Origin of the sequence: Catellatospora chokoriensis, assembly GCF_011297315.1 — a bacterium.
GTDB classification, from domain to species: domain Bacteria; phylum Actinomycetota; class Actinomycetes; order Mycobacteriales; family Micromonosporaceae; genus Catellatospora; species Catellatospora citrea.
This window is the reverse complement of record NZ_JAAOTI010000003.1, coordinates 253,207-277,577: the sequence shown is the minus strand read 5'-3', so window position 1 is coordinate 277,577 and position 24,371 is coordinate 253,207. Positions and strand designations below refer to the sequence as shown.

Annotated in this window: 21 protein-coding genes and 1 pseudogene; 15 read left to right on the top strand and 7 right to left on the bottom strand. The window is 72.9% G+C overall.

Annotated features, from left to right (window positions below; all coding sequences use genetic code 11):
- Positions 1-148 precede the first annotated feature (148 nt).
- Together sigJ and HAV39_RS06240 are read left to right on the top strand one after the other, a co-directional pair.
- The gene (gene sigJ / locus HAV39_RS06245) at positions 149-1,099 is read left to right on the top strand and encodes an RNA polymerase sigma factor SigJ (RefSeq protein ID WP_191838219.1); all 951 of its coding nucleotides are present in this window, start codon (positions 149-151) and stop codon (positions 1,097-1,099) included.
- Between the two features lie 120 nt (positions 1,100-1,219).
- Positions 1,220-2,254 carry an endonuclease/exonuclease/phosphatase family protein gene (locus HAV39_RS06240; protein WP_203736190.1) on the top strand — a complete coding sequence of 345 codons (1,035 nt, stop codon included), beginning with the start codon at positions 1,220-1,222 and terminating at the stop codon, positions 2,252-2,254.
- Between the two features lie 30 nt (positions 2,255-2,284).
- On the opposite strand, the gene HAV39_RS06235 is transcribed toward HAV39_RS06240, so the two are convergent.
- Entirely contained in the window at positions 2,285-3,283 is a 999-nt protein-coding gene (locus HAV39_RS06235; RefSeq protein WP_191838217.1) for a GlxA family transcriptional regulator, read from the bottom strand.
- A gap of 22 nt (positions 3,284-3,305) precedes the next feature.
- On the opposite strand from HAV39_RS06235, the gene HAV39_RS06230 reads away from it, so the two are divergent.
- From HAV39_RS06230 to HAV39_RS06215, 4 genes are all read left to right on the top strand, one after another.
- Positions 3,306-3,956 carry an HD domain-containing protein gene (locus tag HAV39_RS06230; RefSeq protein WP_203736191.1) on the top strand — a complete coding sequence of 217 codons (651 nt, stop codon included), beginning with the start codon at positions 3,306-3,308 and terminating at the stop codon, positions 3,954-3,956.
- A gap of 163 nt (positions 3,957-4,119) precedes the next feature.
- Complete coding sequence (locus HAV39_RS06225) at positions 4,120-7,830, top strand: family 78 glycoside hydrolase catalytic domain (protein WP_191838216.1); 3,711 nt, start codon at positions 4,120-4,122, stop codon at positions 7,828-7,830.
- 214 nt (positions 7,831-8,044) lie between these two features.
- The gene (gene trpD, locus HAV39_RS06220; protein WP_191838215.1) at positions 8,045-9,070 is read left to right on the top strand and encodes an anthranilate phosphoribosyltransferase; all 1,026 of its coding nucleotides are present in this window, start codon (positions 8,045-8,047) and stop codon (positions 9,068-9,070) included.
- Positions 9,071-9,147: 77 nt separating this feature from the next.
- Positions 9,148-11,340 carry an MMPL family transporter gene (locus HAV39_RS06215; RefSeq protein ID WP_191838214.1) on the top strand — a complete coding sequence of 731 codons (2,193 nt, stop codon included), beginning with the start codon at positions 9,148-9,150 and terminating at the stop codon, positions 11,338-11,340.
- Between the two features lie 66 nt (positions 11,341-11,406).
- Here the strand turns inward: HAV39_RS06215 and HAV39_RS06210 are convergent, their stop codons facing one another.
- From HAV39_RS06210 to HAV39_RS06200, 3 genes are all read right to left on the bottom strand, one after another.
- Positions 11,407-11,898 (bottom strand): GNAT family N-acetyltransferase, encoded by a 492-nt coding sequence (locus HAV39_RS06210; protein WP_203736192.1) that lies wholly within the window; start codon positions 11,896-11,898, stop codon positions 11,407-11,409.
- A 193-nt stretch (positions 11,899-12,091) separates the two neighbouring features.
- Positions 12,092-12,409 carry a hypothetical protein gene (locus HAV39_RS06205; protein ID WP_191838213.1) on the bottom strand — a complete coding sequence of 106 codons (318 nt, stop codon included), beginning with the start codon at positions 12,407-12,409 and terminating at the stop codon, positions 12,092-12,094.
- A gap of 10 nt (positions 12,410-12,419) precedes the next feature.
- Positions 12,420-12,962, bottom strand: coding sequence for a hypothetical protein (locus HAV39_RS06200; RefSeq protein WP_191838212.1), 543 nt, complete (start codon positions 12,960-12,962; stop codon positions 12,420-12,422).
- Positions 12,963-13,117: 155 nt separating this feature from the next.
- Here HAV39_RS06200 and HAV39_RS06195 point away from each other — a divergent pair, with 155 nt between their 5' ends.
- Entirely contained in the window at positions 13,118-13,381 is a 264-nt protein-coding gene (locus HAV39_RS06195; protein WP_120322477.1) for a GlsB/YeaQ/YmgE family stress response membrane protein, read from the top strand.
- Between the two features lie 57 nt (positions 13,382-13,438).
- On the opposite strand, the gene HAV39_RS06190 is transcribed toward HAV39_RS06195, so the two are convergent.
- Positions 13,439-15,670, bottom strand: a complete 2,232-nt coding sequence (locus tag HAV39_RS06190) for a glycoside hydrolase family 3 C-terminal domain-containing protein (RefSeq protein WP_191838211.1) — start codon at positions 15,668-15,670, stop codon at positions 13,439-13,441.
- A 26-nt stretch (positions 15,671-15,696) separates the two neighbouring features.
- A complete protein-coding gene (locus HAV39_RS06185; protein ID WP_191838210.1) occupies positions 15,697-16,965 on the bottom strand; it encodes an MFS transporter in 1,269 nt (422 codons plus the stop codon).
- Positions 16,966-17,064: 99 nt separating this feature from the next.
- On the opposite strand from HAV39_RS06185, the gene HAV39_RS06180 reads away from it, so the two are divergent.
- From HAV39_RS06180 to HAV39_RS06165, 4 genes are all read left to right on the top strand, one after another.
- The gene (locus HAV39_RS06180; RefSeq protein ID WP_191838209.1) at positions 17,065-17,694 is read left to right on the top strand and encodes a TetR/AcrR family transcriptional regulator; all 630 of its coding nucleotides are present in this window, start codon (positions 17,065-17,067) and stop codon (positions 17,692-17,694) included.
- Between the two features lie 69 nt (positions 17,695-17,763).
- Positions 17,764-19,245, top strand: coding sequence for an alpha/beta fold hydrolase (locus tag HAV39_RS42550; RefSeq protein ID WP_239120476.1), 1,482 nt, complete (start codon positions 17,764-17,766; stop codon positions 19,243-19,245).
- 88 nt (positions 19,246-19,333) lie between these two features.
- Entirely contained in the window at positions 19,334-19,687 is a 354-nt protein-coding gene (locus tag HAV39_RS06170) for a UBP-type zinc finger domain-containing protein (RefSeq protein WP_191838208.1), read from the top strand.
- Between the two features lie 94 nt (positions 19,688-19,781).
- Positions 19,782-20,192 (top strand): tautomerase family protein, encoded by a 411-nt coding sequence (locus HAV39_RS06165; RefSeq protein ID WP_239120490.1) that lies wholly within the window; start codon positions 19,782-19,784, stop codon positions 20,190-20,192.
- 145 nt (positions 20,193-20,337) lie between these two features.
- On the opposite strand, the pseudogene HAV39_RS06160 reads toward HAV39_RS06165, so the two are convergent.
- A pseudogene (locus HAV39_RS06160) lies at positions 20,338-20,544 on the bottom strand (LLM class flavin-dependent oxidoreductase); the annotation flags it as partial.
- Between the two features lie 147 nt (positions 20,545-20,691).
- Here HAV39_RS06160 and HAV39_RS06155 point away from each other — a divergent pair.
- The 4 genes from HAV39_RS06155 (at position 20,692) to HAV39_RS06140 (ending at position 24,346) form a co-directional block, all read left to right on the top strand.
- Positions 20,692-21,603: an RNA polymerase sigma-70 factor gene (locus HAV39_RS06155; protein ID WP_191838206.1), complete on the top strand. Its 912-nt coding sequence runs from the start codon at positions 20,692-20,694 to the stop codon at positions 21,601-21,603.
- A 146-nt stretch (positions 21,604-21,749) separates the two neighbouring features.
- A complete protein-coding gene (locus tag HAV39_RS06150; protein WP_191838205.1) occupies positions 21,750-22,505 on the top strand; it encodes an SDR family oxidoreductase in 756 nt (251 codons plus the stop codon).
- A gap of 132 nt (positions 22,506-22,637) precedes the next feature.
- The gene (locus HAV39_RS06145) at positions 22,638-22,895 is read left to right on the top strand and encodes a hypothetical protein (RefSeq protein ID WP_191838204.1); all 258 of its coding nucleotides are present in this window, start codon (positions 22,638-22,640) and stop codon (positions 22,893-22,895) included.
- Positions 22,896-22,954: 59 nt separating this feature from the next.
- Entirely contained in the window at positions 22,955-24,346 is a 1,392-nt protein-coding gene (locus HAV39_RS06140; RefSeq protein WP_239120477.1) for a peroxidase family protein, read from the top strand.
- The last annotated feature ends 25 nt before the right edge of the window (positions 24,347-24,371 follow it).

Below are 24,371 nucleotides of genomic sequence, written 5' to 3'. Positions count from 1 at the left end.
CGGGCGGTCCCGCGTGCAGGATGGTGTCCCGGTAGCCCGACGACGCGGCCGCCGGGAATGTGAGGTCACCGCGACGCACCTCACCATCCGGTGCGCTGTCTCGTCGAACCGGTGAGCACAGCACGCGTCCGAAGGAGTCGGTCAGACCATGGACAGCAGATCCGAGCCCGGCGACGCCGGGGCCGATCCGGACCTGAGCGCGATCGTCGGCGAGCGGCGTCACCTGCTCAATCTCGCGTACCGGCTGCTCGGCTCGTTCAGCGAGGCCGAGGACGTCGTGCAGGAGACGTATGCCCGCTGGTACGCCATGTCCCGGCCGCAGCAGGAGGCCGTCGAGTCACCCGGCGCGTGGCTGACGACGGTCGCCGGTCGTGTCTGCCTGGACCTGCTCGGCTCGGCACGGGCCCGCCGGGAGCGTTACGTGGGCGAGTGGGTCCCGGAGCCGCTGCCCGGCCGCGCCGAGTGGATCATCAGGTCCGGCGGGGGCACGGCCGACCCGGCCGACCGGGTCACCCTTGACGAGTCGGTCAGCATGGCCCTCCTCGTCGTGCTCGAACAGATGACCCCGGCCGAGCGGGTCGCGTTCGTCCTGCACGACGTCTTCTGCCACTCCTTCGCCGAAGTCGCCGAGATCATCGGCCGCACCCCGGCGGCCTGTCGCCAGCTGGCGTCCTCGGCCCGCCGTCGTGTCCGCGCCTCGCGGGCGCAGGCGGCGCCGGCAGCCCACCAGGCGCGCCTGGTCAGGGACTTCAAGCAGGCGTGGGAAGCCAAGGACATCGATGCCCTGATCAGGCTGCTCGACCCGGCCGTCACGATGACCGCCGACGGCGGCGGCCTGGTCAGCACCGCGCTCGGCGTGATCGAGGGCAGCGCGCAGGTCGCCCGCTACGCCGTCCGGATCGCCGACTGGGCGCCCGCGATGGAGCTCCTGGAACGCACCGTCAACGGCACGCCGGGTCTGGTGGCACAGCAGGACGGCGTCATCGTGACGGTGGCCGCGTTCGACATCGCGGGTGGCCGGATCAGACGCATCTGGGCAGTCCGCAACCCGGACAAGCTCCGACCGTGGACGGCGGGGGAGGCCGCCCGACCGGAGTGAGTCCAGACCTGGCAGTCGCCGGGCCCGCCGCACCACCGCCGACGCCGGTCCCCTCGTGCCTGACGCCGTTCACCCGCGGTGCGTATGATCACCGCGCATGCAGCTCAGAGTGGGGGACCGTTGACCGACACCGCCGTCAGCGCCCCGCAGACTCCGGACCGGCATGACGCGGGCGATCGCGGCAGTCGGCGCAGCCGCACGGCCCGACTGGTCGCCTGCCTGGTCCTGGGCGCCGTACTGGCCGTCCCCCTCACCCTGGTGATCGTGCGGCTCACCGGGCTGGACGCGGGAACCATGCTCGCCGTGCCGATCGTGCTCTTCCCGTACTCCCTCGCGCTGAGCGTGCTCGGGCTGGGCGTCATGCTCGCCGTCGCCGGGCTGCGCTCGCGGTGGGCCGTGCTCGCCGTCGCGGTGCTCATGGCTGCCCAGGTCGCGCTGCTGGCACCCCGGTTCATGCCGGACCGGCGGCATGTTCCGGCACAGGCGCCCGAGCTGCGGGTGGCCACCCTCAACGCCAACGTCGGCGCGGCGGATCCGGCCGCCCTGGTGCGGCTGGTGCAGACCGAACGCCTCGACGTGCTCTCGGTGCAACAGCTGCCGACCGCCGGCATCGCCGCGCTCACCGCGGCCGGCCTGGACACCCTGCTGCCGTACCACGAGCTCCGCCCCGAGTACGACTCCTCGATCTACTCCCGGTTCCCGCTGACCCGCGGCGGCCCGCTGTCCGCGGACACCGCCTGGCCGCAGACCACCGCGGAGGTGACGGTCGGCGGACGCACCGTACGGCTGGTGGCCGTCCACACGTACTACCCGGTCGGTGATCCGGATCGCTGGACCCGGGACATGCGCGCGCTCGCCGAGGTCGCCCGGGACAACGGCCCGGACACGGTCTTCCTCGGCGACTTCAACGCCACCCTCGACCACACGCCGATGCGCGAACTGCTGGCGGCGGGCCTCACCGACACCCACGCCGAACTCGGCCGCGGCTGGGCCCGCACCTGGCCGGTGGGCATGACGCCGCTGCCGCCACTGGTCCAGATCGACCACGTCCTGCACGGCTCCGGCCTGGCGGGCGTCTCGGTCGGCGAGCGGACCGTGCCGGGCACCGACCACCGCGCGGTCGTCGCCGTGCTGGCACTGCTGCCGGCGAAGTAGCGGGTCGGCGACGCCCGCGACGCCGTGCCGTCATCGTCGCGGCGCGACGGCGTTGCGGCGGAACTGCCGACGGTACTCCGACGGGGTGAGCCCGGTGGTGGACACGAACAGCTTGCGGAAGGTCGCGTCGTCGGCGTATCCGACCTGGACGGTGATCTCGTGGATGTTGCGTTCGGACGTCTCCAGCAGCCGTTTCGCGGCGCTCACGCGAGCCGCCTGGAGGTAGGCCAGCGGCGATCCGCCCGTCGCGGCGGCGAACCGGCGCAGCAGCGTGCGGGTGCTCACGTGGAAGGCGGCCGCGAGGACCGCGAGGTCGTACCGGTCGGCGAGGTGCGCGCGCAGCCACCGCTGCACGTCGTCGGCGAACGTCGTCGCGGCGACGGGCCGCAGGGTGTCCTCGACATACGGGGCCTGGCTGTGCCGGGTGTCGGGGACCAGCGTGACCTGCGACGTCGCTCGGGCGACACGGTCGCCGCCGTGCCGGCGGACCAGGTCGAGCGCGAGATCGTGCGCGGCGCTGAACGCACCCGCCGTGGCGAACCGGCCGTCGCGTACGACGAGCGCCGTGGCCTGCACGTCGATGTGCGGGTAGCGCCGGGCGAGTTCCGGTGCGAACAGCCACGAGGTGGTGGCGGCATGGCCGTTGAGCAGGCCCGCCTCGGCCAGCAGGAACGTGCCCCCGCACACCGCCGACACCCGTGCGTCGGCGAGTCCGCCCAGGTATTCGACCTCGCGCGTCAACGCGGCGACGCGTTTGACGGCCAGCGCCGGGTCGACGCACAGGAAGCCGGGCACGACGATCTCCCCGCGCCGCGGTATCGGACCGACCAGGTCGGTGCTCATCCGGCCCGCGCCCGAGGGCCGCACCGAGCCGGTGACCGACACGATGCGCGGCCGGAACAGCGGCGGCGAGCCCGGTCGTAGCGCGGCCGCCACCGCGTTCGCGATGGTGAGCAGGTCGACGATGCCGTAGACCTCGGCAGCCAGGCAGTCGTCGAAGCCGAGCACGTCGACCGACCAGGGACCCATCTGGCGAGACTACCCATGCCAGGTGGCGATCCCGCCACTCGTGCCCGCCGGCGAGATCATCGACAGTGAGGCCATGACGATCACCCCGCGCTGCTCCCGCATCCCGGACACCCGCCTCGCCGTAGCGGCGACCGACCTGCTCGTCGCGTCGTCGACCGCGACCCTGGTCAACCATTGCCTGCGTACGTACCATTTCGGGCTGGCCCTGGCCGAGCGCGACGGCCTCGCCCCGGACCTGGAGCTGCTGTACATCGGTGCGGCACTGCACGACCTGGGTTTCACGCAGCGGTACGACGGGCCGGCGCCGTTCGAGGAGATCGGCGCCGACGCCGCCCACGAACTGCTGCTCGCACAGGGCGCCGACACGGCACGGGCCGACCTGGTGGCCGAGGCGATCCGCCTGCACGTGTACGCGCAGACGGCGCAGGACCCGCGCCCGGAGGTCGCACTCCTGAGCCTCGGCGCGGCCGTCGACGTGTTCGGCCTGCGCCTCGATCTGATCGCGCCGGCGTTCACCCGGCAGATCATCGAGGAGCACCCGCGGCTCGGCTTCACCGCCGCGATCACCGCGATCGTCGCCGACCAGTCGGCTCGCAAGCCGGACAGCCCGCTGGCCCGGCTCGACCGCTCCGGCGGCGCCCGGCTGCTCGCGGCGGCCCCGTTCGCCGAGTGACGGCCGAACCGGCCGTAGCAGGCTCGGGCCGAACGCCCACGACCCATATGTCGTGGGCGTCACAGCGAAACATTGACAACGTTAATTGTTAACCCTAGGGTCTGGACACCGGCCGTGCAATGAAACGTTTTAATCACGCGATCCCCCTGTCGTAGGAGTCGCCATGCACCGTCCCGATCCTGCCCGCAGCCCCCGTGGACGAGTGGCAGCCGTCCTCGCCGTCCTGCTCACCGCCACCGCCGTCCTGTCCGCCGTGCCCGCAGCCGCCGCCACACCCGTCAGCGTCAGCGGCGCGCACTGGATCTGGTATCCCGAAGGCGATCCGCGCACCACCGCGCCGGTCGGCCACCGCTACTTCCGCAAGACCTTCACCGCGCCCGGCGGCGCGGTCAGCGACGCGCAGCTCGTCGTCACCGGCGACGACACCGTCGACGTATGGCTCAACGGCAAACCCCTCGCTGGGTCGGCCCGGGTCGTCGACGCCTGGAAGAACGCCGTCTACATCGACCTGGCACCGGCACTGGTCACCGGCACCAACACCCTCGCGGTGGCCGTGCAGAACACCACCTCGGGCCCCGCGGGCCTGCTCGGCAGGGTGTACGTCGCGACCTCCGGCGGCGTCACCGACCTGGTCACCGACGGCGGCTGGAAGGCGTTCCAGAGTGCGCCGACCGGCTGGGAGCAGCCGGGCTTCGCCGACGGGTCCTGGCCCGCCGCCACGGACCTCGGCGCGTACGGCATCGCGCCGTGGAACAGCGCGGTGGTCGCGCCGGTCATCAGCGGCGCGTCGCCGTTCGCGGTGGGGGAGGCGACCACCGAGCGGCGCGTCAACCCGCTGGGCGTCGACGCGGCCGCACCCAGGTTCGGCTGGAAGCTGACGTCGGGCACGGCGCAGCAGTTCCAGGCCGCGTACCAGGTGATCGTGGCCAGCAGCAGCGCCAACGCCGACAGCGGCACCGGCGACGTGTGGGACAGCGGCCGCGTGGTCGGCCGCCAGGCCGTCGACGTCGCCTACGCCGGGGCCGCGCTGACCTCGCTGCGCCGCTACCACTGGCGCGTGCGAGTGTGGGACACCCACGGCCGCGCGAGCGGCTGGAGCACCGTGCAGTTCTTCGAGACCGGCCTGCGCAACCCGGCGACCGAATGGCAGGGCTCCTACGTCGGCCAGCCCGCCGTCACCGACGGCCTGACCGGGGCGAGCTGGATCTGGTATCCGGAGGGCGACCCGATCGCCGGACTGCCGCCGATGACCCGCTACTTCCGGCGCACCGTCGCGCTGTCGAGCGCACCGGCCCAGGCGAGCCTGGTGGTCACCGGCGACGACACCGCCGACGTATGGGTCAACGGCGTGCAGGTCAGCTCCTCGCCGCGGGTCACCGACTCGTGGAAGCAGGCGACCGTGGTCGACCTGGCGGGCCGACTGACCGTGGGCAACAACGTGATCGCGATCGCGTCGCAGAACACGACCCAGTCGCCGACCGGCGTCATCGCGAAGCTCACCGTCGCGGGCGGCTCGACCGTCATCACCGACGCGAGCTGGAAGGCGTCGCAGACCGGTCCGTCGGGCTGGCAGCAGGTCGGTTTCAACGACAGCGGCTGGGCCGCCGCGCGGGCGCTCACCGCGTACGGCACCGGTCCGTGGGGCGCCAACGTGGTCGTACGGCGCAGCGCCCCGCTGCTGCGCAAGGGTTTCACGATCAGCAAGCCGGTCGCCTCCGCCCGCCTGCTGACCACCGCCCTCGGCCTGCACGAGACCCGGCTCAACGGCGCCAAGGTCGGCGCGGACGCGCTCGCGCCCGGGTGGACCGACTACGACAAGCGCCTGCAGTACAAGGTGTACGACGTCACCGGCCAGCTGCGGCAGGGCACCAACGCGCTCGGCGCGTGGCTGGGCAGCGGCTGGTACTCGGGCAGCCTCGGCATGGCCGGTTCGCAGCACTACGGCACCCAGCCGTGGTACTCCGCCCAGCTGCACATCTCCTACACCGACGGCACCAGCGCGGTGATCCGCACCGACAACACGTGGAAGGTCACCACCGGCCCGATCCGGGCCGAGGATCTCTACAGCGGCGAGGAGTACGACGCCCGGCTCGCGATCAGCGGCTGGGACGGCCCGGACTTCAACGACGGCGCCTGGCCCACCGCGGCGGTGCGCACCGGCACCGCGCCGCGCCTGGTGTCGCAGGTGGACAACGGCGTGACCGTGCAGTCCGAGCTGCGGCCGATCTCGGTCAACCAGCCCAAGCCCGGCGTGTGGGTCTTCGACCTGGGGCAGAACTTCACCGGCTGGAACCGGCTGCGGGTCACCGGCGCGGCCGGCACCGTCGTCACCATGCGCCACGCGGAGGTGCTGAACTCCGACGGCACCATCTACACCGACAACCTGCGGGCCGCGGGTCTCGCCACCGACCGGTACACCCTGGCGGGCACCGGTGCGCAGGAGGTCTGGACGCCGCGGTTCACCGTGCACGGCTACCGCTACGTCGAGGTGACGGGCTTCCCGGGCACCCCGAACCTGGACACCGTCACCGGCCTGGCGGCGTGGACCTCGGCGAGCCAGCCGGGCACGCTGACCACGTCCAACGCCCTGATCAACCAGCTGCAGCAGGCGATCATCTGGGGGCAGCGCTCCAACATGCTGTCCATTCCGACCGACTGCCCGAACCGCGACGAGCGGCTCGGCTGGACCGGCGACATCGCCTCGTTCGCCGCCACGTCCACGTTCAACCTGGACATGCAGGCGTTCCTGGACAAGTTCGCCGATGACCTGACCGACGCCCAGCACGCCGACGGCGCGTTCACCGACACCGCGCCCGACGCCTGCTGCGGCGCCGGCACGGCGGGCTGGGGCGACGCGGGCGTGATCGTCCCGTACATGCTGTGGCAGCGCTACGGCGATCTGAACGTCGTCAACCAGCACTTCGACGCCATGGCCCGCTGGGTCGACTACCTGCGCGCCACGTCGGGCGCGGATCTGATCCGCAACACCGGCGGCTACGGCGACTGGCTCAACGTCAACGACGACACCGCCCGGGACCTCATCGCCACGGCGTTCTTCTCCTGGTCGGCGCGGCTGGTGTCGAGGATGGCCGCGGCCACCGGGCGCACCGCGCAGGCGAGCAGCTACGGCACCCTGGCCGACCAGGTCGCGACGGCGTTCACCAACCGGTGGGTGGCCGCCGACGGCACGGTCGCCGGCAACACCCAGACCGGGTACGTGCTGGCGCTGGCGTTCGGGCTGCTGCCCGCCAACCGGGTCGCCGGGGCGGTCAACAAGCTCGTCGCCGAGGTCGCGGCCGCGGGCGGGCACCTGACCGTCGGCTTCCTCGGGGTGGAGAACCTGCTGCCGGTGCTGGCCGACAACGGCCGGGCCGACATCGCGTACCAGATCCTGCTGCAGCCCGGCTATCCCGGCTGGGGCTACATGCTGAGCAGGGGAGCCACCACGATCTGGGAGCGCTGGGACGGCATCCAGACCAACGGCGCGTTCCAGACCCCGTCGATGAACTCCTTCAACCACTACGGCCTGGGCTCCGTCGGCGACTTCCTCTACCGGCAGGTCGGCGGCCTGTCCGCGGCGAGCCCGGGCTACCAGTCGCAGCTGGTCGCGCCGCGGCCCGGCGGCGGGCTGACCTCGGCGAAGTCGGCGATGCAGACGCCCTACGGGCAGGCGGTCAGCGACTGGTCGGTGTCCGGCGGGGTGCTGACGCTGCGGGTCACCGTCCCGGCGGGCACCTCGGCGACGGTACGGGTGCCCGCTGCCTCGGCGGCCGCGGTGACCGCGCCGGCGCAGGCGGTGCCGTTCGGCTACGGCCAGGGCGCGGCCTCCTACCACCTGCCCTCGGGCAGCTACGTGTTCACGGCACCCGCGTGATCACGAACCGGTGAGCGAGCGGCCCGCCCCGACCAGGGCGGGCCGCTTCGTCGATACGTGCTATCGTTCCCGCATGATCTCGCGTCGACAGGGCTGGTGGCCCGCCTCCTAGGCGGTCATCCCCTGCACGCGTACACCGCGGCCGCCTCCGGAAGAGGCGGCCGTCGTCGTTGACACCCCTCGACCGGTCGGCCCGACCTGGCGAGGACGGACGATGACCACCTGGACCACGATTCTCACCACCCTGCTCGCCGGGGGCGACCTCACCGCCGCCGAGTCCGCGTGGGCGATGACGCAGATCGTGCGTGGTGAGGCCACCCCGGTGCAGCTGGCCGCGTACCTGGTCGCGCTGCGCGCCAAGGGCGAGACCGCCGTCGAGGTCGCCGGCGCCGCGGACGCGCTGCTGGCCCATGCCGTGCCCGTCACGCTGCCGGGCCCGGCCGTGGACATCGTCGGCACCGGCGGCGACGGCACCGGCGCGGTCAACATCTCCACCATGGCCGCGATCGTCGTCGCCGCCACCGGGCTCACCGTGGTCAAGCACGGCGGGCGGGCCGCCTCGTCGACCTCGGCCGGCTCCGGCGACGTCATCGAACGCCTCGGCATCCCGCTGGACCTGCCGCCCGCGCAGGTCGTGAAGGTCGCCGAGCGGGCAGGCATCACCTACCTGTTCGCCCCGGCCTTCCACGCCGGGATGCGCCACGCCGGGCCCGTGCGACGCGAACTCGGCGTACCGACGATCTTCAACGTGCTCGCCCCGCTGATCAATCCGGCGCGGCCCGCGTACGCGCTGGTCGGGGTCGCCGACCCGCGCTTCGTGGCGGTGCTCGCCTACGTGCTGGCCGCCCGTGGCTGCCAGGCGCTGGTGGTGCGTGGGGACGACGGCCTGGACAAGCTGTCCACGAGCACCGTCTCCCAGGTCGTGGAGGTGCGCGACGGGCAGGTGCGGCACACGGTGCTCGACCCGCAGCGGTTCGGCATCGCCCGCTCCGCGCCCGGGGCGCTGCGCGGCGGTGACGCCGCCGCGAACGCCGCGGTCGTGCACGCGCTGGTCGGCGGCGAGCACGGCCCGGTGCGCGACGCTGTCCTGCTCAACGCGGCGGCGGCCTGCGCGACGACGGTCGGCGACGGCGACCTCGACGACCGGATCGCGGCCGCCCTCCTCCGCTGCGCCGACGCGATCGACACCGGTGCCGCCGCGTCGACCCTGCAACGCTGGATCGGCGCCGCCACCAGTTGACCACCGCATGCGGGGCCGCGGGAAACGGGGGAGTAGGCGAGACTGTTGCGGTCCAGCGGTGCCGTGATGGGAGCAGGATGCCGACGAGTGTCATCGGACGGGTGGGACGCTGGTGCTTCCGGCACTGGGCGCTGGTGCTGCTGGCCTGGGCCCTGGCGGTCGGCGCCGGAGTCGTCTCGGTCGGCCCGCTGTTCAGCCGCCTGTCCGACAACAGGTTGCCGCAAGGGGTCGAGTCGGTCGTCGCCGCCGACGTGATCGCCGAGGGCGGCGACTCGGCGGGCACGGTCGTCGGTGTCGTGGACGGCATCGACCCGGCGGACCCCGCGATCCGCGCGGCGCTTCTCGCCGCCTCGCCTCGCCTGGCGGAGATCCCCGGCGTGAAATCGGTCGATCATCCCTTCACGTCTCCCGCGGCCGCCGCGCAACTGACCTCTTCGGACGGTCGCGCGGTCATCGTCTCCGTGACGCTGACGGCGTTGGACCGGCCCGGCCGCGACCGGGCCGCGATCGACGTCGGGCAGGCCCTGCACGACCTGCGCGGCGACCTGCCACCGGGGGCGAGCGTCGAGGTCGGCGGCGCACCGGTGCTCAGCGTCCAGACCAGGACCGCGGTCAAGGAGGACCTGGCCCGGGCCGAATACGTCTCGCTGCCGTTGACCCTGCTCGTCCTCATCGTGATCTTCGGCGGTCTGGTGGCGGCGGGGCTGCCCGTGCTCACCGCGGTGGTGTCGGTGGCCACCGCCATGGGCGTCATGCTCGGCTTCTCCTACTTCACCAGCGTCGACCAGGACGGCGTCACCGTGGTGAGCCTGCTCGGGCTCGGCCTCGCCGTCGACTACGGGCTGCTGCTCGTCGCGCGCTACCGCGAGGAGCTGCTGGACGGCTGGCCGCCCGAGACGGCGATCGCCCGAGCCTGGGCGACCGCGGGCCGCGCCACCCTGTTCAGCGCGCTGACCGTGGCCGCCGCGCTCAGCGGCCTGCTCATGTTCGACCTGCCGACGCTCACCGCGCTGGGCGTCGCGGGCGTGTCGATCGCCGTGGTCGCCATGGTGGCGTCGCTGACCTTCGCCGCCGCCCTCATCGGGCTGCTGCGCCGGTGGATCAGGCCGACCGCCCGGCAGCGCCGGGCCGCGGCCGACGGCGCCGCGAGCGTCGACAGCGGGTTCTTCTACCGGCTCTCCCGGCTCGTCCAGCGCCGGCCCGTGCTGGTCGCCCTGGCCACGACGGCGGCACTGCTCGCCGCCGGAGCTCCGCTGATCGATTCGGCGATGCGGCTGCCCAGCCTGGACGGTGTGCCGCGCAGCATCGAAGCGGCGCGGGTCGCCGACACCCTCACCGAACGCTTCGACCGCAGGCCCGCCGCCGCCATCACCGTGGTCGCCCGGACCCAGCCGCAGGCCCTGCAGGAGTGGGCCCACCGCTGGGCGGGTGATCCGAACGTCGCGTCGATCCGGCCGGTGCAGCCGCTCGGCCCGGCCGGCGCGCCGAGCGCGGCGTCGATCGGGTTCGACCTGCACGGCGATCCGCAGGGACCAGCCGCGCAGGACCTGGTGCAGGCCATGCGCGCCGACCGGCCGCCGGGCGGCCCGTCGTGGGTGACCGGCGACGCGGCCATGCTCGGCGACCTGATGGACATCCTCGGCGACGGCCTGCCCTGGGCGGTCGGCGTGACGCTGCTGGCCATGGTGGCCCTGCTGTTCGCCATGACCGGGTCGCTGGTGGTGCCGGTGAAAGCGATCCTGGCCAACGTGGTCTCCCTCGGCGCCACCTTCGGCGTGCTCACCGCGGTCTTCGGCGAGGGTTTCGCCAGCGGCCTGCTCGACACGCTGACCGTCGGCGCGCTCAACCCCTTCGTCGTGGTGCTGGTCTTCGCGTTCGCCTTCGGCCTGTCCATGGACTACGAGGTCTTCTTTCTTGCGCGGATCAAGGAGTACATCGACGCGGACGTCGACACCGACACCGCCGTGCGCCGGGGACTGCAGCACACCGGGCGCGTCATCACCTCGGCCGCGCTGCTGATGGTCATCGTGTTCGGCTGCTTCGCGGCGGCGCGGATCGGCAACATCGAGCAGATCGGGCTGGGGCTGGCGGTGGCCGTGCTCATCGACGCGACCGTGGTGCGCTGCCTGCTCGTGCCGGCCACGATGACCCTGCTCGGCCGCTGGAACTGGTGGGCCCCGCGCTGGCTGTCCCGCCTGCACGGCCGCGTCGGGCTGCGGGAGCACCGGCTGCCCGCGCCGGAAGCGGGAGCCTGCCTGCCGGCGACCTGACGGGGTTCGAGGATCGGCGGACTCAGCTCGACGAAGGCGCCACCCGGCTTGCGGCGGCGCCTTCGTTCACGCCGGCAGACGACCGGCGGGTGTCCAGGGCAGCGCGAGGCGCATGAGGACCTCACCGTCCGGGTCCGACTCGCCGGTCGGGACGAACCCGAGCCGCTCGTAGAATCCGGCCGGGCCGCCGTCCTCGGGTACGTAACTGGTCAGCAGTTCGGTCGCGCCTTCAGCCGCCACGAGTTCCGCGATCTGCCGGACGACCTCGAAGCCGTGGCCGCGGCCCTGGTGCCGCTCGTCGACGAGCAGCTTCCACAGGAACCACGGCCCGTGGATCTCGGGTGGCCGCGGCTCGACATTCCAGCTCAGCATGACGAACCCGACCGGCTCGCCGTCCGCGTAGACCGCCCGATACCAGGGCTTGGCGTGCGGATACTCGGCAGCTTCTCGCAGCGAACCCCGCACCGAGGAGACGAAGCGCTCCTGTCCGGGTGAGACATGCAGCTCAAGGACCGAGTCACGGTTGTCGTCAGTGATCTCACGGAGGACCACGACCATGGGGCGAGCCTAACAGCCCGGTGGAGGCGGGGATGTTCGGCTGATCAGGCCGTGGACCAGCAAATAGCTTCACGGGTCACCCGACGTCGACCTATGATCAGGTCAACCCGCCCTAGGCGTGCCTATCCGGTACGGGCACGTCCGCAGTTGGAGAGGGAGGCCGCCCGTTCGAGCCGGGCCGGGTCCGTCAACGTCAGTCGCCGACGCGGCTCCAGAAGCCGAACCGTACGCCGTTGCGGTCGAGCAGGCGGCGGAGGTCGACTCGGGCCTCGCCCTCGTACAGGGTCGCCAGCAGCGCCAGCGGGTCGTCGCCGGCCGAGCCGCCGAGGGCTGTGACCAGAGCAGCGATGTCTGCCGGTGCGATGGTGAAGGCCCACTCGTACTCGAAGAAGTCGGCACCGCGGCTCAAACTCTGCCCCTCGACGGTCAACCGTCCGTCGTCGTGGACCGTCGCCCATGCGGCTCGCCAGCTGCCCGGCGCTCGGACGTCGGTCAGGGTCTGCTTGCGCATCGGCGCCTCCTCAGTAGTGGTAGAACTCGGCGAACGCCTTCGCGAACGGCGGCGTGAGCTCCCAGCTGATCGGCCAGGGCAGCGTCTCGGTGATCGGCGAGTACGCCAGGTGCACCACCACGTACCGCAACGGGTCCGTGTCGAGCACGTAGAACGTGTCGTCGCAGCTGGCGCACCACGCGTGGGCGACGGCGGCGAAGCCGTGCGCGCGGTGGCCGGGAGTCACCTCGCGGGCGAGCTGGCGCTCCATGGCGGCCTGCTTGTCGGGCGGGATGAGCTGCCAGCGCCCAGGAAGCGTGGCAGTGAACAGTTCCTGCGGCCCCAGGTGCAGGTCGAGCAGCCGGTCGCTGGTGCGGCCATCGGCTGCCACCGCCACCGCGAGCGCTTCGAGGTCCCCGGCCGCGGCGAGCACGGCGGTGGCCGTCACCGCTTCGTCTTCTGCCGGGTCGGGTGGAGCATCACGGGTGGCGAGCACCGCCAGCGCCGTGTGCGCGGCCTCGCCGAAGTCCCGTTCGATCCGCCTGGCCAGCCGAGCCGACACTGATCCGTCCATCGGGACCACCTCCCCGCGCGTCCTGGCCGCCGAGTGTAGTGATCATCCGCAAGTGTCGGGTCGTTGCCGGATTCCGGCGAACATCGCAAAACAGTACGAGACACTTGAATACCGGTGTTCAGCCTGGCCGCCTGCCGACGCGAAGGGTGCTCGACGTGCTGATTCTTGCGATTCTGGTATGGGGTTTCCTGGTCGGCTGGCTGGCCTGGCTGATCGTTCGCGGCGGCGGATTCCGTGACGTGCGCTGGCCGCAGGCCGTCGCGGCCGGGCTCATCGGTTCGTTCGTCGGCGGGCTCGGGATCAGCCTGCTCAGCGGCGACGGCCTGGCGCTGCGCCCGTCCGGCCTGATCGGGTCGGTGATCGGAGCCGTCGTGGTGCTGCTGATCTGGGGTGCGGTGCAGCGCAGGCACGAGCGCTGAGCCGAGGGCGTGCCGCCGACGGGCCGGGGAGCGGCCCGCCGACGGCACGTACGGGGGTCAGGAGTTGGCCGCCGCGACCAGCTGCGCGACCGCCTCGTCGGTGAACGGGCTGCCCGGGAACGCCGCCATCCGGTTCAGCGGCACCCCGCTCAGGAACGTGAAGATCTGCGGGTCGGCGGCCATGCCGGCGAGTCCGCCACCGCCCTGGGCGGCCGCCGCGGCGAACGCCTGCCCGAGCACCTGGCCGCCCTTCGGGTCGGCCAGCCACTCGCCGAGCGTCGACTCGGCCGACAGCGGCACCCGGGTGTCGTCGCCGATCACGGCCACGGTGACCGTGGTGCGCAGGTCACGCGACGACGCGCCGACGGACAGCAGGTAGTCGCCGCCTTCCACGGCCCACCGGCGCAGGCGCGGGTCCCAGCAGGCGAGGTCGTCACGGGCGATCCGGATCACCACATCGGCGGTCTGTCCGGCCGCGACGGCGACGTTGGCGAAGCCCTTCAGCTCGCGCGGGGCGCGGCGTACGGCGGAGCCCGGCAGGCTCGCGTACACCTGGACGACCTCACGCCCGTCCCGTGAGCCGGTGTTGGTCACCGGGACGCGCACCTCGATCCCGCCGTCGACGACCGTCGCGGTGGCGTCGCCGTACGCGAAGGTGGTGTAGGACAGGCCGAAGCCGAACGGGTAGGCGACCTCCTGCTCGCGGGCGTCGAAGCCGCGGTAGCCGACGTGGATGCCCTCGCCGTAGCGCACGTGGCTCGCCTCGCCGGGGAAGTCCAGGTGGGACGGGTGGTGCGCCAGCTTCAGCGGGATCGTCTCGGTGAGCCGGCCGGACGGGTTGACGACGCCGAACAGCACGTCGGCGATGGCCCCGCCACCGGCCTGGCCGAGCAGCCAGCCCTCGACTAGAGCCGGGACCGCGCGGTCCCACGGCGTGGTGAGCACGACCGCGCCGTGCGACAGCACCACGACGGTGCGTGGGTTGGCGGCGAGCACCCGCTCGACGAGTGCGAGCTGCGCGGCGGGCAGTTCCAGGCTCTCCCGGTCGGCGCCCTCGGTCTCCTGGGCGGTGCCGATGAACACCACGGCGACGTCGGCGGTCCGGGCACACTCCACGGCCTCGGCGGCCAGCTGCTCGTCGGCGGTGCCGTCGGGGGCGTAGCCGGCCGCGAACCGCACCGGCCCGCCGGCCAGCGCGGTGATCTCGGTCAGCGCGTCGTCGAGCCGGGTCGGGTTCATCTGCGAGCTGCCGCCGCCCTGGAAGCGCGGGGTGCGGGCGTGCTCGCCGAGGACGGCGATCGTGACGTCGTGGCGGGGCAGCGGCAGCAGGTCGCCGTCGTTCTTGAGCAGCACGATGCCGCGTCCGGCTGCCTCGCGGGCCAGCGCGTGGTGGGCGTCGGCGTCGTAGGTCGCGGCCGGGTCCAGCGCCGCGACCGCCCGCTCGACCAGGGCCCGCACCCGTGCGGCCGAGGTGTCCAGCGCGACCGGGTCGAGCGTGCCGTCGGCGACGGCCCGTACCAGCGCTTCGTCACCGGTGTCGTCAGGGCCGGGCATGGTCAGGTCGAGTCCGGCGCGTACGGCGGCGACGCGGTCCACGACCGCGCCCCAGTCGGACACGACCAGGCCCGCGAAGCCCCACTCGTCGCGCAGCACCCGCGTGAGCAGCCACGGGTCCTGTGAGGCGTGCACGCCGTTGATGCGGTTGTAGGAGCACATGACGGTCCACGGCTGGGCCTGCTGCACGACCCGCTGGAAGGCGCGCAGGTACATCTCCCGCAGGCTGCGCTCGTCGACGTCGGCGCTGACCCGCATCCGGTCGGTCTCCTGGCTGTTGACCGCGAAGTGCTTGAGTGACGCGCCGACGCCGCGGCTCTGCAGGCCGCGTACCCACTCGGTGGCGAGCACGCCGGTGAGCAGGGGGTCCTCGGCGTAGTACTCGAAGTTGCGCCCGCCCAGCGGGCTGCGCTTGAGGTTGATGCCGGGACCGAGCAGCACCGACACGCCCATGGCGCGGGACTCGTCGCCGAGCGCCTCGCCGACGCAGCGGACCAGCTCGGGGTCCCAGCTGGAGCCCAGGGCCACCGCGGGCGGGAAGCAGGTCGCGGGCTCGCTGTCCAGCAGACCGCCGTGGTCGGCGCCGGTGACCTGCTTGCGCACGCCGTGCGGTCCGTCGGTCAGCATGATCTGCGGCAGGTCGGCGACGGCGGTGGTGTGCCAGAAGCCGCCGCCGCTGGTGAGCGCCGCCTGCTGGGCGGTGGTGAGCGGGGGTGATCCTGCGTCGGTGGTCATGTGGGTCCTTCCTGGGGTGGCGGGGGTCAGCGGACGGACTTGATCGGCACGACGGCGAGGCCGCCGAGCAGCACCAGTGCGATGCCGACCGGGAACAGCGGGGCGTAGCCCGCGGCGGCGACGATCGCGCCGGCGGCGGCCGGGGCGAGGACCTGGGGCAGCGTGGCGGCGATGTTGACGACGCCGACGTCCTTGCCGAAGTCCTGCTCGGCGGGCAGCACCTCGGTGATCAGCGCGGTGTCGACGGCCTGGAAGACGCCGAAGCCGAGGCCGGACAGCAGCGCGAAGGCGAGCATGCCGGGCTTGGTCGGCCAGATCCACGGCAGCAGCAGGGCGGTGGCGAGCATGGCCGCGGCGGCGTACACGAAGATCCGGCGGCGGCCGAGCCGGTCGGACAGCGGTCCGGACACGACCGTGGCCAGCACGGTGCCGCCCAGCGACGCCACGCCGACCACCGGCACGTAGTCGATCGCCGCCGCGCCGAGCCCGACCCGGCCCTGCAGGATGTAGAGCTGGTAGTTGACCACGATGAAGTAGCCGAGGTAGAGCAGCAGCCGGCCGAGGAACGCCCAGCCGAGGTCGGGGTGGCGGCGCGGGTCGAACCAGTAGCTGTCGACGACCGCGCGCAGCGAGAACGGCCGCCGGGGCGTGGCGCGGTTGTCCCGGTCCGGGTTGCAGACCACGAACAGGGTCAGCGCCACCAGCGCCAGGCCGGCGAAGGTCAGATAGCCGGCGGGCAGGTCGTCGGCGAACCGGGTGGCGACGACCTGGCCGCCGAGCGCGCCGAGCATGAGGCCGGTGCCGGTCACCGCGGAGAAGACACCACGGCTGGCCGGTGGCACCCGGTCGGGCAGGACCGCGGCCAGCGGACCCTGCGCGAAGTTGTACGCGATCTGGGTGATGGTCCAGGCGATGGTGATCTGCACGAGGGTGTTCGCCGAGGCGAGGCCGAGCAGCGCCAGGCCGCCGGTGAGCGCGCCGCCGACGATCCAGGGTCCCCGCCGCCCGAAGCGTGAGCGGGTGCGGTCGGAGATCGCGCCGGCCAGCGGCTGGGCCAGCATCGCGGCGAGCGCGCCGATGGTGGCGACGACGGCGAGGTTGGCCGCCTTCGCGTCCTCGTCGATCGCCGCCACCTGCAGCGGCAGCAGGATGCCCGGGATCGCGCCCCACAGCAGGTACATGCCGATGTTGGCGGGGAACGTCCAGACCAGCAGCCGCCGTAGTGGCCCGGTCAGAGCGGGTCTGACCGGCGCGGTCTCCGTCAGAACGGGTGGAGCGGGTGACTTCGTCGTCATCGGGCCCTTACCTAGCACCTAGTAGGTAGTAACTGGGCTGTAACATAGGGCCTGTGCCGCGCCGCGGCAAGAGGTTGTTCAGTGAGAGGTGGCGGGGCCATGACCGGGCCGGCGTACCGGCGGGACCGTGCCCGCCTGCCCGCGGCGGAGCGCCGCCGCCAGATCATGGAGGCGACCGCCCAGCTGATCGCCGAGCGCGGCTTCTGGGGCCTGTCGATGCAGGACGTCGCCGACCGCTGCGGGCTGACCGTCCCCGGGCTGCTGCACCACGTCGGCTCCAAGGACGGCCTGCTCGTCGCGGTGCTGGAGCATCGCGACGCCGAGGACGCCCGGTCGCTGGCCTCGCTGCTCGGCGTCGACGACCTCGCCGCCCCGTGGACCGGCGGCGCACTGCCGCCTGGCGTGGGCTTGCGGCAGATGTGCGCCGCGCTGGTGCGCCGCAACGCCGGCCAGCCCGAGATCGTACGGCTGTTCGCCGTCCTGGAAGCCGAGTCGCTCGCGCCCAGCCACCCCGCGCACGACTACTTCGCCGCCCGCCAGGAGCACATCCTGGCCACCTTCACCGCGCTCGCCAAGGACGTCACCGCCACGCCGCACGCGCTGGCCCGCCAGCTCGTGGCCATGATGGACGGCCTGCAGATCCAGTGGCTGCGCGCCCCGCAGACCAACGACCTCGTCCAGGACTGGGAGGACGCCGCGAAGGTCCTCTTCGCCGACCTGGACAGCTGACCGCGTGCTCCACAAGGGACGCGCCCCGCGCCCACCGTCACCGTCGGACCCGCGCGTTAGGTTGAGCGGATGGAACTGGTCCACGTGCACGGAGCCGACCTCGGCGTCGAGACGTTCGGCGAGCCCGGCCACCCGGCGCTGCTGCTGATCGCCGGGGCGAACAGCTCGATGGACGGCTGGGACCCGGCCTTCTGCGCGGCACTGGCGGCCGGGCCGCGGTTCGTCATCCGCTACGACCACCGCGACACCGGCGCCTCGACGACCTGGCCGGCGGGCAAGCCGGGCTACCCCGCGCAGGCCCTGCAGGACGACGCGATCGCGCTGCTCGACGCACTCGGGATCGGGCAGGCCCACCTGGTCGGCGTCTCCATGGGCGGCGCCATCGCCCAGCTGCTCGCACTCGACCACCCGGACCGGGTCGCGTCGCTGACCCTGATCGCCACCAGCAGCGGCCCGGCCGACGACCTGCCGCCGATGGCGGACGAGCTGCGCACATACCTCGGTGAGAGCACCCCGCCCGACTGGTCCGACCGGACCGCCGTCATCGATTACCTGATGGGATTCCAGCACGCGCTGGTGCCTGGGCCGATCGACGAGCCGGCCGCCCGGGCGATGTTCGCCCGCATGGTCGACCGGGGCGGCGACACCGAGGCCAACCTCAGCAACCACGATCACCTCGACCAGGGCGGTGCGGGATGGCGCGAGCGGCTGGGCACCCTGCGCGTGCCGACCCTGGTGATCCACGGCGAGCGGGATCCGCTGTTCCCGCCCGGCCACGGGGAGGCGCTGGCCCGCGAGATCCCGGACGCCACCCGGCTGATCCTGCCCGGCATGGGCCACGAGGCGCCGCCCCCGGCCACCTGGGACGTGGTCGTGCCGGCGATCCTGCACCTCACCTCGGGCGGCTGGGCACAGCAGGCCGACCGGCTCGCCGCGCGGGCCCTGGCCGCGGGCCGGCCCACCGGCTGGTTCGAGCAGCTGTACGCGGGCGCGGCCGCCGGCCGATCCCCGATGCCCTGGGACGGCGGTCCACGCCGTGAACTCGTCGACTGGGCCGCAGGCCAGGCGCGGGTCACCGGGCGGCGGGCCGTGGTGGTCGGCGCCGGTCTGGGGGAGAACGCCGAGCTGATCTCCAGCCTGGGCTACGACACGCTGGCCTTCGACATCGCCCCGACCGCGGTCGCCCAGGCCCGGCAGCGCTTCCCCGAGTCCACCGTGGAGTATGCGGTCGGCGACCTGCTCGACCTGCCACCAGCGTGGCTCGGCGCGTTCGACCTGGTGGTGGAGGTCTACACGGTGCAGGCCCTGCCGAGGACGCTGCGGGCCACCGCCACCGCCAACGTGGCGCGCCTGGTCGCACCCGGCGGACGCCTGCTCGTGATCGCGGTGGCCGACACCGACGGCCCGACCCCGGACGGCCCACCGTGGCCGCTGACCCGCCCCGAGCTGGAGGCCTTCGCCGCCACCGGCTTGGCGATCGTCGACGACCAACTGCTCACCGACGGCGGAGCCCCGCGCTGGCGGCTCGAACTGCGCAGGACCGCCGCCTGACCTGGTGACCGGCTGCGGGGACCTGGCGAGCCTGTCATCCTGGAGGTGCGGTGGTCGCAGATGCCGCCGTGGTGGGGTAGGTCAACGCATGAAATACGACGAGTCAGTCATCGACCCGAACGTGCCGCCCAGCGGCCCGGGATGCGTGGAATGCGGGCAGGCCGACGGCTGGTGGCTGCACCTGCGGCGGTGTGCCGCGTGCGGTCACATCGGATGCTGCGACAACTCCCCGGCCCAGCACGCGACGGCGCACGCCACGGCGACCGGGCACGCGGTCATCCGCAGCTTCGAACCGGGCGAGGACTGGTTCTGGGACTACCGCACCGAATCGTTCATGAAGGGGCCGGCGCTCGCAGCGCCCACCCATCACCCGGACGACCAGCCGGTGCCGGGACCGTGCGGCCGGGTTCCGGCGGACTGGCGGTCCAAACTCAACCCGTGACCGGGTGCCCGACGGGGCTAGGGTGGTCGGCGTGGCCATGACACACCGGCCATGGCCGCCCAGAGTCGTACGCCCCGAGGAGCCGCTCGTGCCGATGATCCAGCTGACTGCTCCCGTGGGCGCGCTGACGCCCGCCGGTCGTGACGGCATCCAGCAGACCCTGGCCGCGGTGCTGCTGCGCTGGGAGGGCGCACCCGACAACGCCCTGTTCCGCAGCCTGGCCTGGACCTACCTGCACGAGCTGCCCGCCGGGGCGCAGACCACCGCCGAGGACGACGCCCCGCGGTTCCGGGTGGAGATCACCGTCCCGGTGGGGGCGCTGTCCGAGCGCCGCAAGGCCGGCCTGGTCGCCGAGATCACGACCGCCGTGCTGGACGCGGCGGGGCTGACCGACGCCGATGCCCAGCGCGTCTGGGTGCTCCTCCACGAGCAGCCCGACGGCACCTGGGCCGCCGGCGGGAAGATCGTGCGCTACGCCGACCTGGTCGCGCTCGCCGCGCAGTAGGACGGTCAACCGCGCGGCAGCGGCAGCAGCTGGTCGCCCTGGCGTCGGATCTCCGGCAGGTACGGCGCGTGTCGGACAGCACGAAGTGGGTGACCCCGAGCTGCTGGTACTCGCGCAGCGCGCTCGCCACGTCCGCGGCCGAGCCGACCAGCCACGTCGTGCCCGCGCCGCCGCCGCCGAACCGGCCGGGCGCGGTGTACGGATTGTCGTCGAGCACGTCGCCGCGGGCGGCGAGGTCGAGCAGCCGCCGCCGGCCGACGGCCGCCCGCCAGCTCGGGTCGCGGGCGACCGGGTCGTGGCCGTCGGCCATCTTCGCGACCTTCGCCTCGGCGTCGGCCCAGGCCTGCTCCATGGTGTCGCGGACCAGGGTGGTGATCCGCAGCCCGAACTCCAGCGGAGCGTGCTCGCGCGCCAGCTTCTGCTCGAGCAGCCGGAGCCCGTACCCTCCGGTCATCCCGAAGGGCGACGCCGGCCGCGAGAAGATCGATAGCATGAGGTTGTGCCGCGTCTGGACGACCCGTCGGCGGCCGCGCTCGAAGAGGCGGCTTCTGTGTTCGCGAGCCTGCGGCCGAGGCTGTTCGGGATCGCCTACCGGATGCTCGGCAGTGCGGCTGAGGCCGAGGACATCGTGCAGGAGGCGTGGCTGCGGTGGCAGACCTACGACCGTGACACCGTGCGCGATCCGCCGGCGTTCCTCGCCACGACGACGACGCGGCTCGCGATCAACGTGCTCCAGTCCGCTCGCGCGCGCCGCGAGACCTACGTCGGGCCGTGGTTGCCCGAACCGGTCGATACCAGCGCAGACCCGGCTTTGGGCGCAGAAACCGGCGAGGCGCTCGAATTCGCGATCCTGGTGCTGATGGAGAAGCTGACGCCGACCGAGCGCGCCGCGTATGTGCTCCGCGAGGCCTTCCACTACCCGTATGAGCAGATCGCCGGCATCGTCCAGGCGACCGAGGACAACGCCCGCCAGCTGGTCAGCCGCGCCCGCAAACGCGTCGCGACCCAGGGGCGCGAAACCGTGCGCCCCACCGAGCAGCGGCGGATGCTGACGGCCTTCCTGAAGGCCGCCCGCAAAGGGGACCTCTCCGCGCTGGAGGAGGTCCTCGCGGCGGACGTCGTCAGCTACTCCGACGGCGGCGGAGCGGTCCGCGCGGCGAAGATCCCCGTGTCCGGCCGGACGACGGTGGCGAAGTTCGTCAAGGCGTTCGCGCCGACCTTCTGGACCGGTGCGGAACTCACCTGGGTCGAGGCCAACGGCGGGCCCGCGGTGCTGGCCTCACGCGACGGCAGCCCCTTCGTGCTGGTGGCGATCAGCGCCGACAGTGCCGGCATCGAGCAGGTCATGTGGGTGATGAACCCCGCCAAACTCGCCAGGATCGCCACGGCGCGGCCCGTGCGGCCCACGTGAGCAAGGCGCACTGACGCGCAGTTGCGACACCGCGCAGAACCTCGACGCCGAGGAATGTCGCGCGGGACTGTCACAGACCGAGGGGCTGCCGTGTCTTAGCTGGTGGAGGGCCGGCGCAGGCCGCCCCCACGCTCAGGAGGTTGATCATGAAGATCGTGGTGATCGGCGGCACCGGTCTGATCGGGTCGAAGCTCGTGGCCGGGCTCGGCGAGCAGGGCCACGAGGCGGTGGCGGCGTCGCCGAACACAGGGGTCAACACCCTCACCGGCGAGGGGCTCGCCGACGCCCTGGCCGGCGCGGACGTCGTGGTCGACGTGTCGAACTCGCCCTCCTTCGAGGCCGCCGCGGTGATGGAGTTCTTCGAGACGTCGACCCGCAACCTGCTCGCCGCGGAAGCGGCGGCCGGCGTCGGACACCACGTGGCGCTGTCCGTGGTGGGCACCGACCGGCTGCAGCAGAGCGGCTACTTCCGGGCCAAGAGCGCCCAGGAGAAGCTGATCGAAAGCTCGACGGTCCCCTATTCGATCGTGCACGCGACGCAGTTCTTCGAGTTCGTACGCAGCATGGCCGACGCGGCGACCGACGGCGGCACGGTCCGTTTCGCGCCGGTGCTCTTCCAGCCCATCGCGGGCGACGACGTCGCCCGTGCCCTCGGCCGGGTGGTCGTGGGCTCGCCGCTGAACGCGATGGTCGAGGTCGCCGGCCCGGAGCAGGTCCGGATGGACGAGTTCTTCCGCGACGCCCTGGCCGAACGTGACGATCCGCGGGAGGTGGTCGCCGACGCGAACGCCGACTACTTCGGGGCCGAGCTGGGGGAGCGGACGCTGGTCGCGGGCCCCGACGCGGTCCTCGGCGAGATCCGTTACCGCGACTGGCCGGGCCGGACCGCGCCCGCGAAGTGACCCGGCCGAACCACGGCCCCATGGCCTGACCTGACGAACGCCTCGCCCGTGCGCACGCGCCAGCGGGTGAGGCCGAACCGCGTGGCCGTCGCCCGGACGGGCCGACGATCACGCACCCGACGGAGGACACAGATGAGCACCCCGACCGGCGACAACGCATTTCTGCACGACCTCGAGGCCGAAGTCAAAGCCGAGCTGACCGTGGCCGAGTCCAGCCCGTCCGAGGAGGAGGCGGCCGAGATGCCCATGGACGAGTGGATGTTCGATCCGGCGTACGCCCAGAGCGAGGAGGTCGGCCTCCGCAACCTGCTCGGTGCGGTGGAGGCACTGGAGGACGGCTCCCGACCCGACGACACCGGTCGCGAGCCGGGCCGTGGGAGGTCGGCATGACGGCGGAGCATCTGCGCAACCGGTCCGAACCGGGCCCCACCCGGGCATACGCTCGGCAGGTGAGCAGCACAGCCGCACACCCGCACGGCAGCCGGGTGGCCGCCCGCGACCACTGCCTCAGCATGGCCCGCGCCGTCGACCGGCCCACCGGGGCGGCGCGCTACGGGCGCATGTTCCCGGGCCTCGCCCCGCTGGGCACCGACCCCCAGCTGCTGATGCGCGCGGGCGTCGACGGCGGGGTCTGCGACGCCACCGCGGCCCTGGACCGGCTCGGTCCCGGCCGCGACGACGCCGGCGAAGCCGCCGGCTGGCCCTTCTTCGGCCAGCTCATCGCCCACGACATCACCGCCGACCGCTCACCGATCATGGGCGGGGTCGATCCGGAGGCGCTGCGCAACGCCCGCGCCCCCAAGCTCAACCTGGAGATGCTCTACTCCGACGGCCCGGTCGGCTCGCCGTATCTGTACGACCTGCACGACGCGGCCAAGTTCCTGCTCGGGCCGGACGGCGGCGACGTGCAGCGCAACGCCCAGGGCGTCGCGCTGATCGGCGACCCCCGCAACGACTCGCACCTGTTCGCGCTGACACTGCACATCGCGTTGCTGCGCGCGCACAACCGCATCGTCGACCTGCTCCGCGCGGCCGGCGTGCCCGAGCCCGACGTGTTCGACAAGGCGCGCATCACCCTCACCTGGCACTATCAGTGGATCGTCGTGCACGACTTCCTGCCCCGCCTGGTCGGAGCCGACCTGGTCGAGCAGGTGCTGGCCGAAGGCGGCCGGTGGTTCGCGCCGCCGACCGGACAGGCGTACATCCCGCTGGAGTTCGCCGACGCCGCGTTCCGCTACGGGCACGGCCAGATCAGGCACACCTACCGGCTCGTCGCCGGCGGCCCCGCGGTGCCGCTCTTTCCCGACCTGGTCGGGTTCGGCCCGGTGCCCGCCGATCGCCGCCTCGACCTCGCACAGGTCTTCGACCTGCCCGGCCGCCCGCCCGCGCAGCGGGCCAAACGCCTCGACGGGCGGCTCGCCGCCAGCCTCATCGGCCTGCCCGAACAGGTCACCGGCGCGGTCGACGACGCCGCCTACCGCTCCCTGGCGGTCCGTGACCTGCTGCGCGGCGACACCACGGCGCTGCCCAGCGGCGAGGCGGTCGCCCGGCTGCTGGGCGTGGACCCGCTGACCGCCGACGAGCTGGAGCAGAGCTGGCCGCAGGGCACCCCGCTGTGGTTCTACATCCTCAAGGAGGCCGAGCACCGTGGCGACGGCGACCGGCTCGGCCCGGTCGGCGGCCGCATCGTCGCCGAGGTCCTCATCGGCCTGCAACGCGCCGACGCGGTGAGCTACCTGAGCCTGGAACCGGATTGGCAGCCGAGCCTGCCCGCGGCCGGGCCGAGCTTCGGCATGGCCGACCTGCTCACGCTCAGCTTCGACGGCGTCGCCACGGCGTGACTGTGTCTCGGCCCGGTCGGGCGAG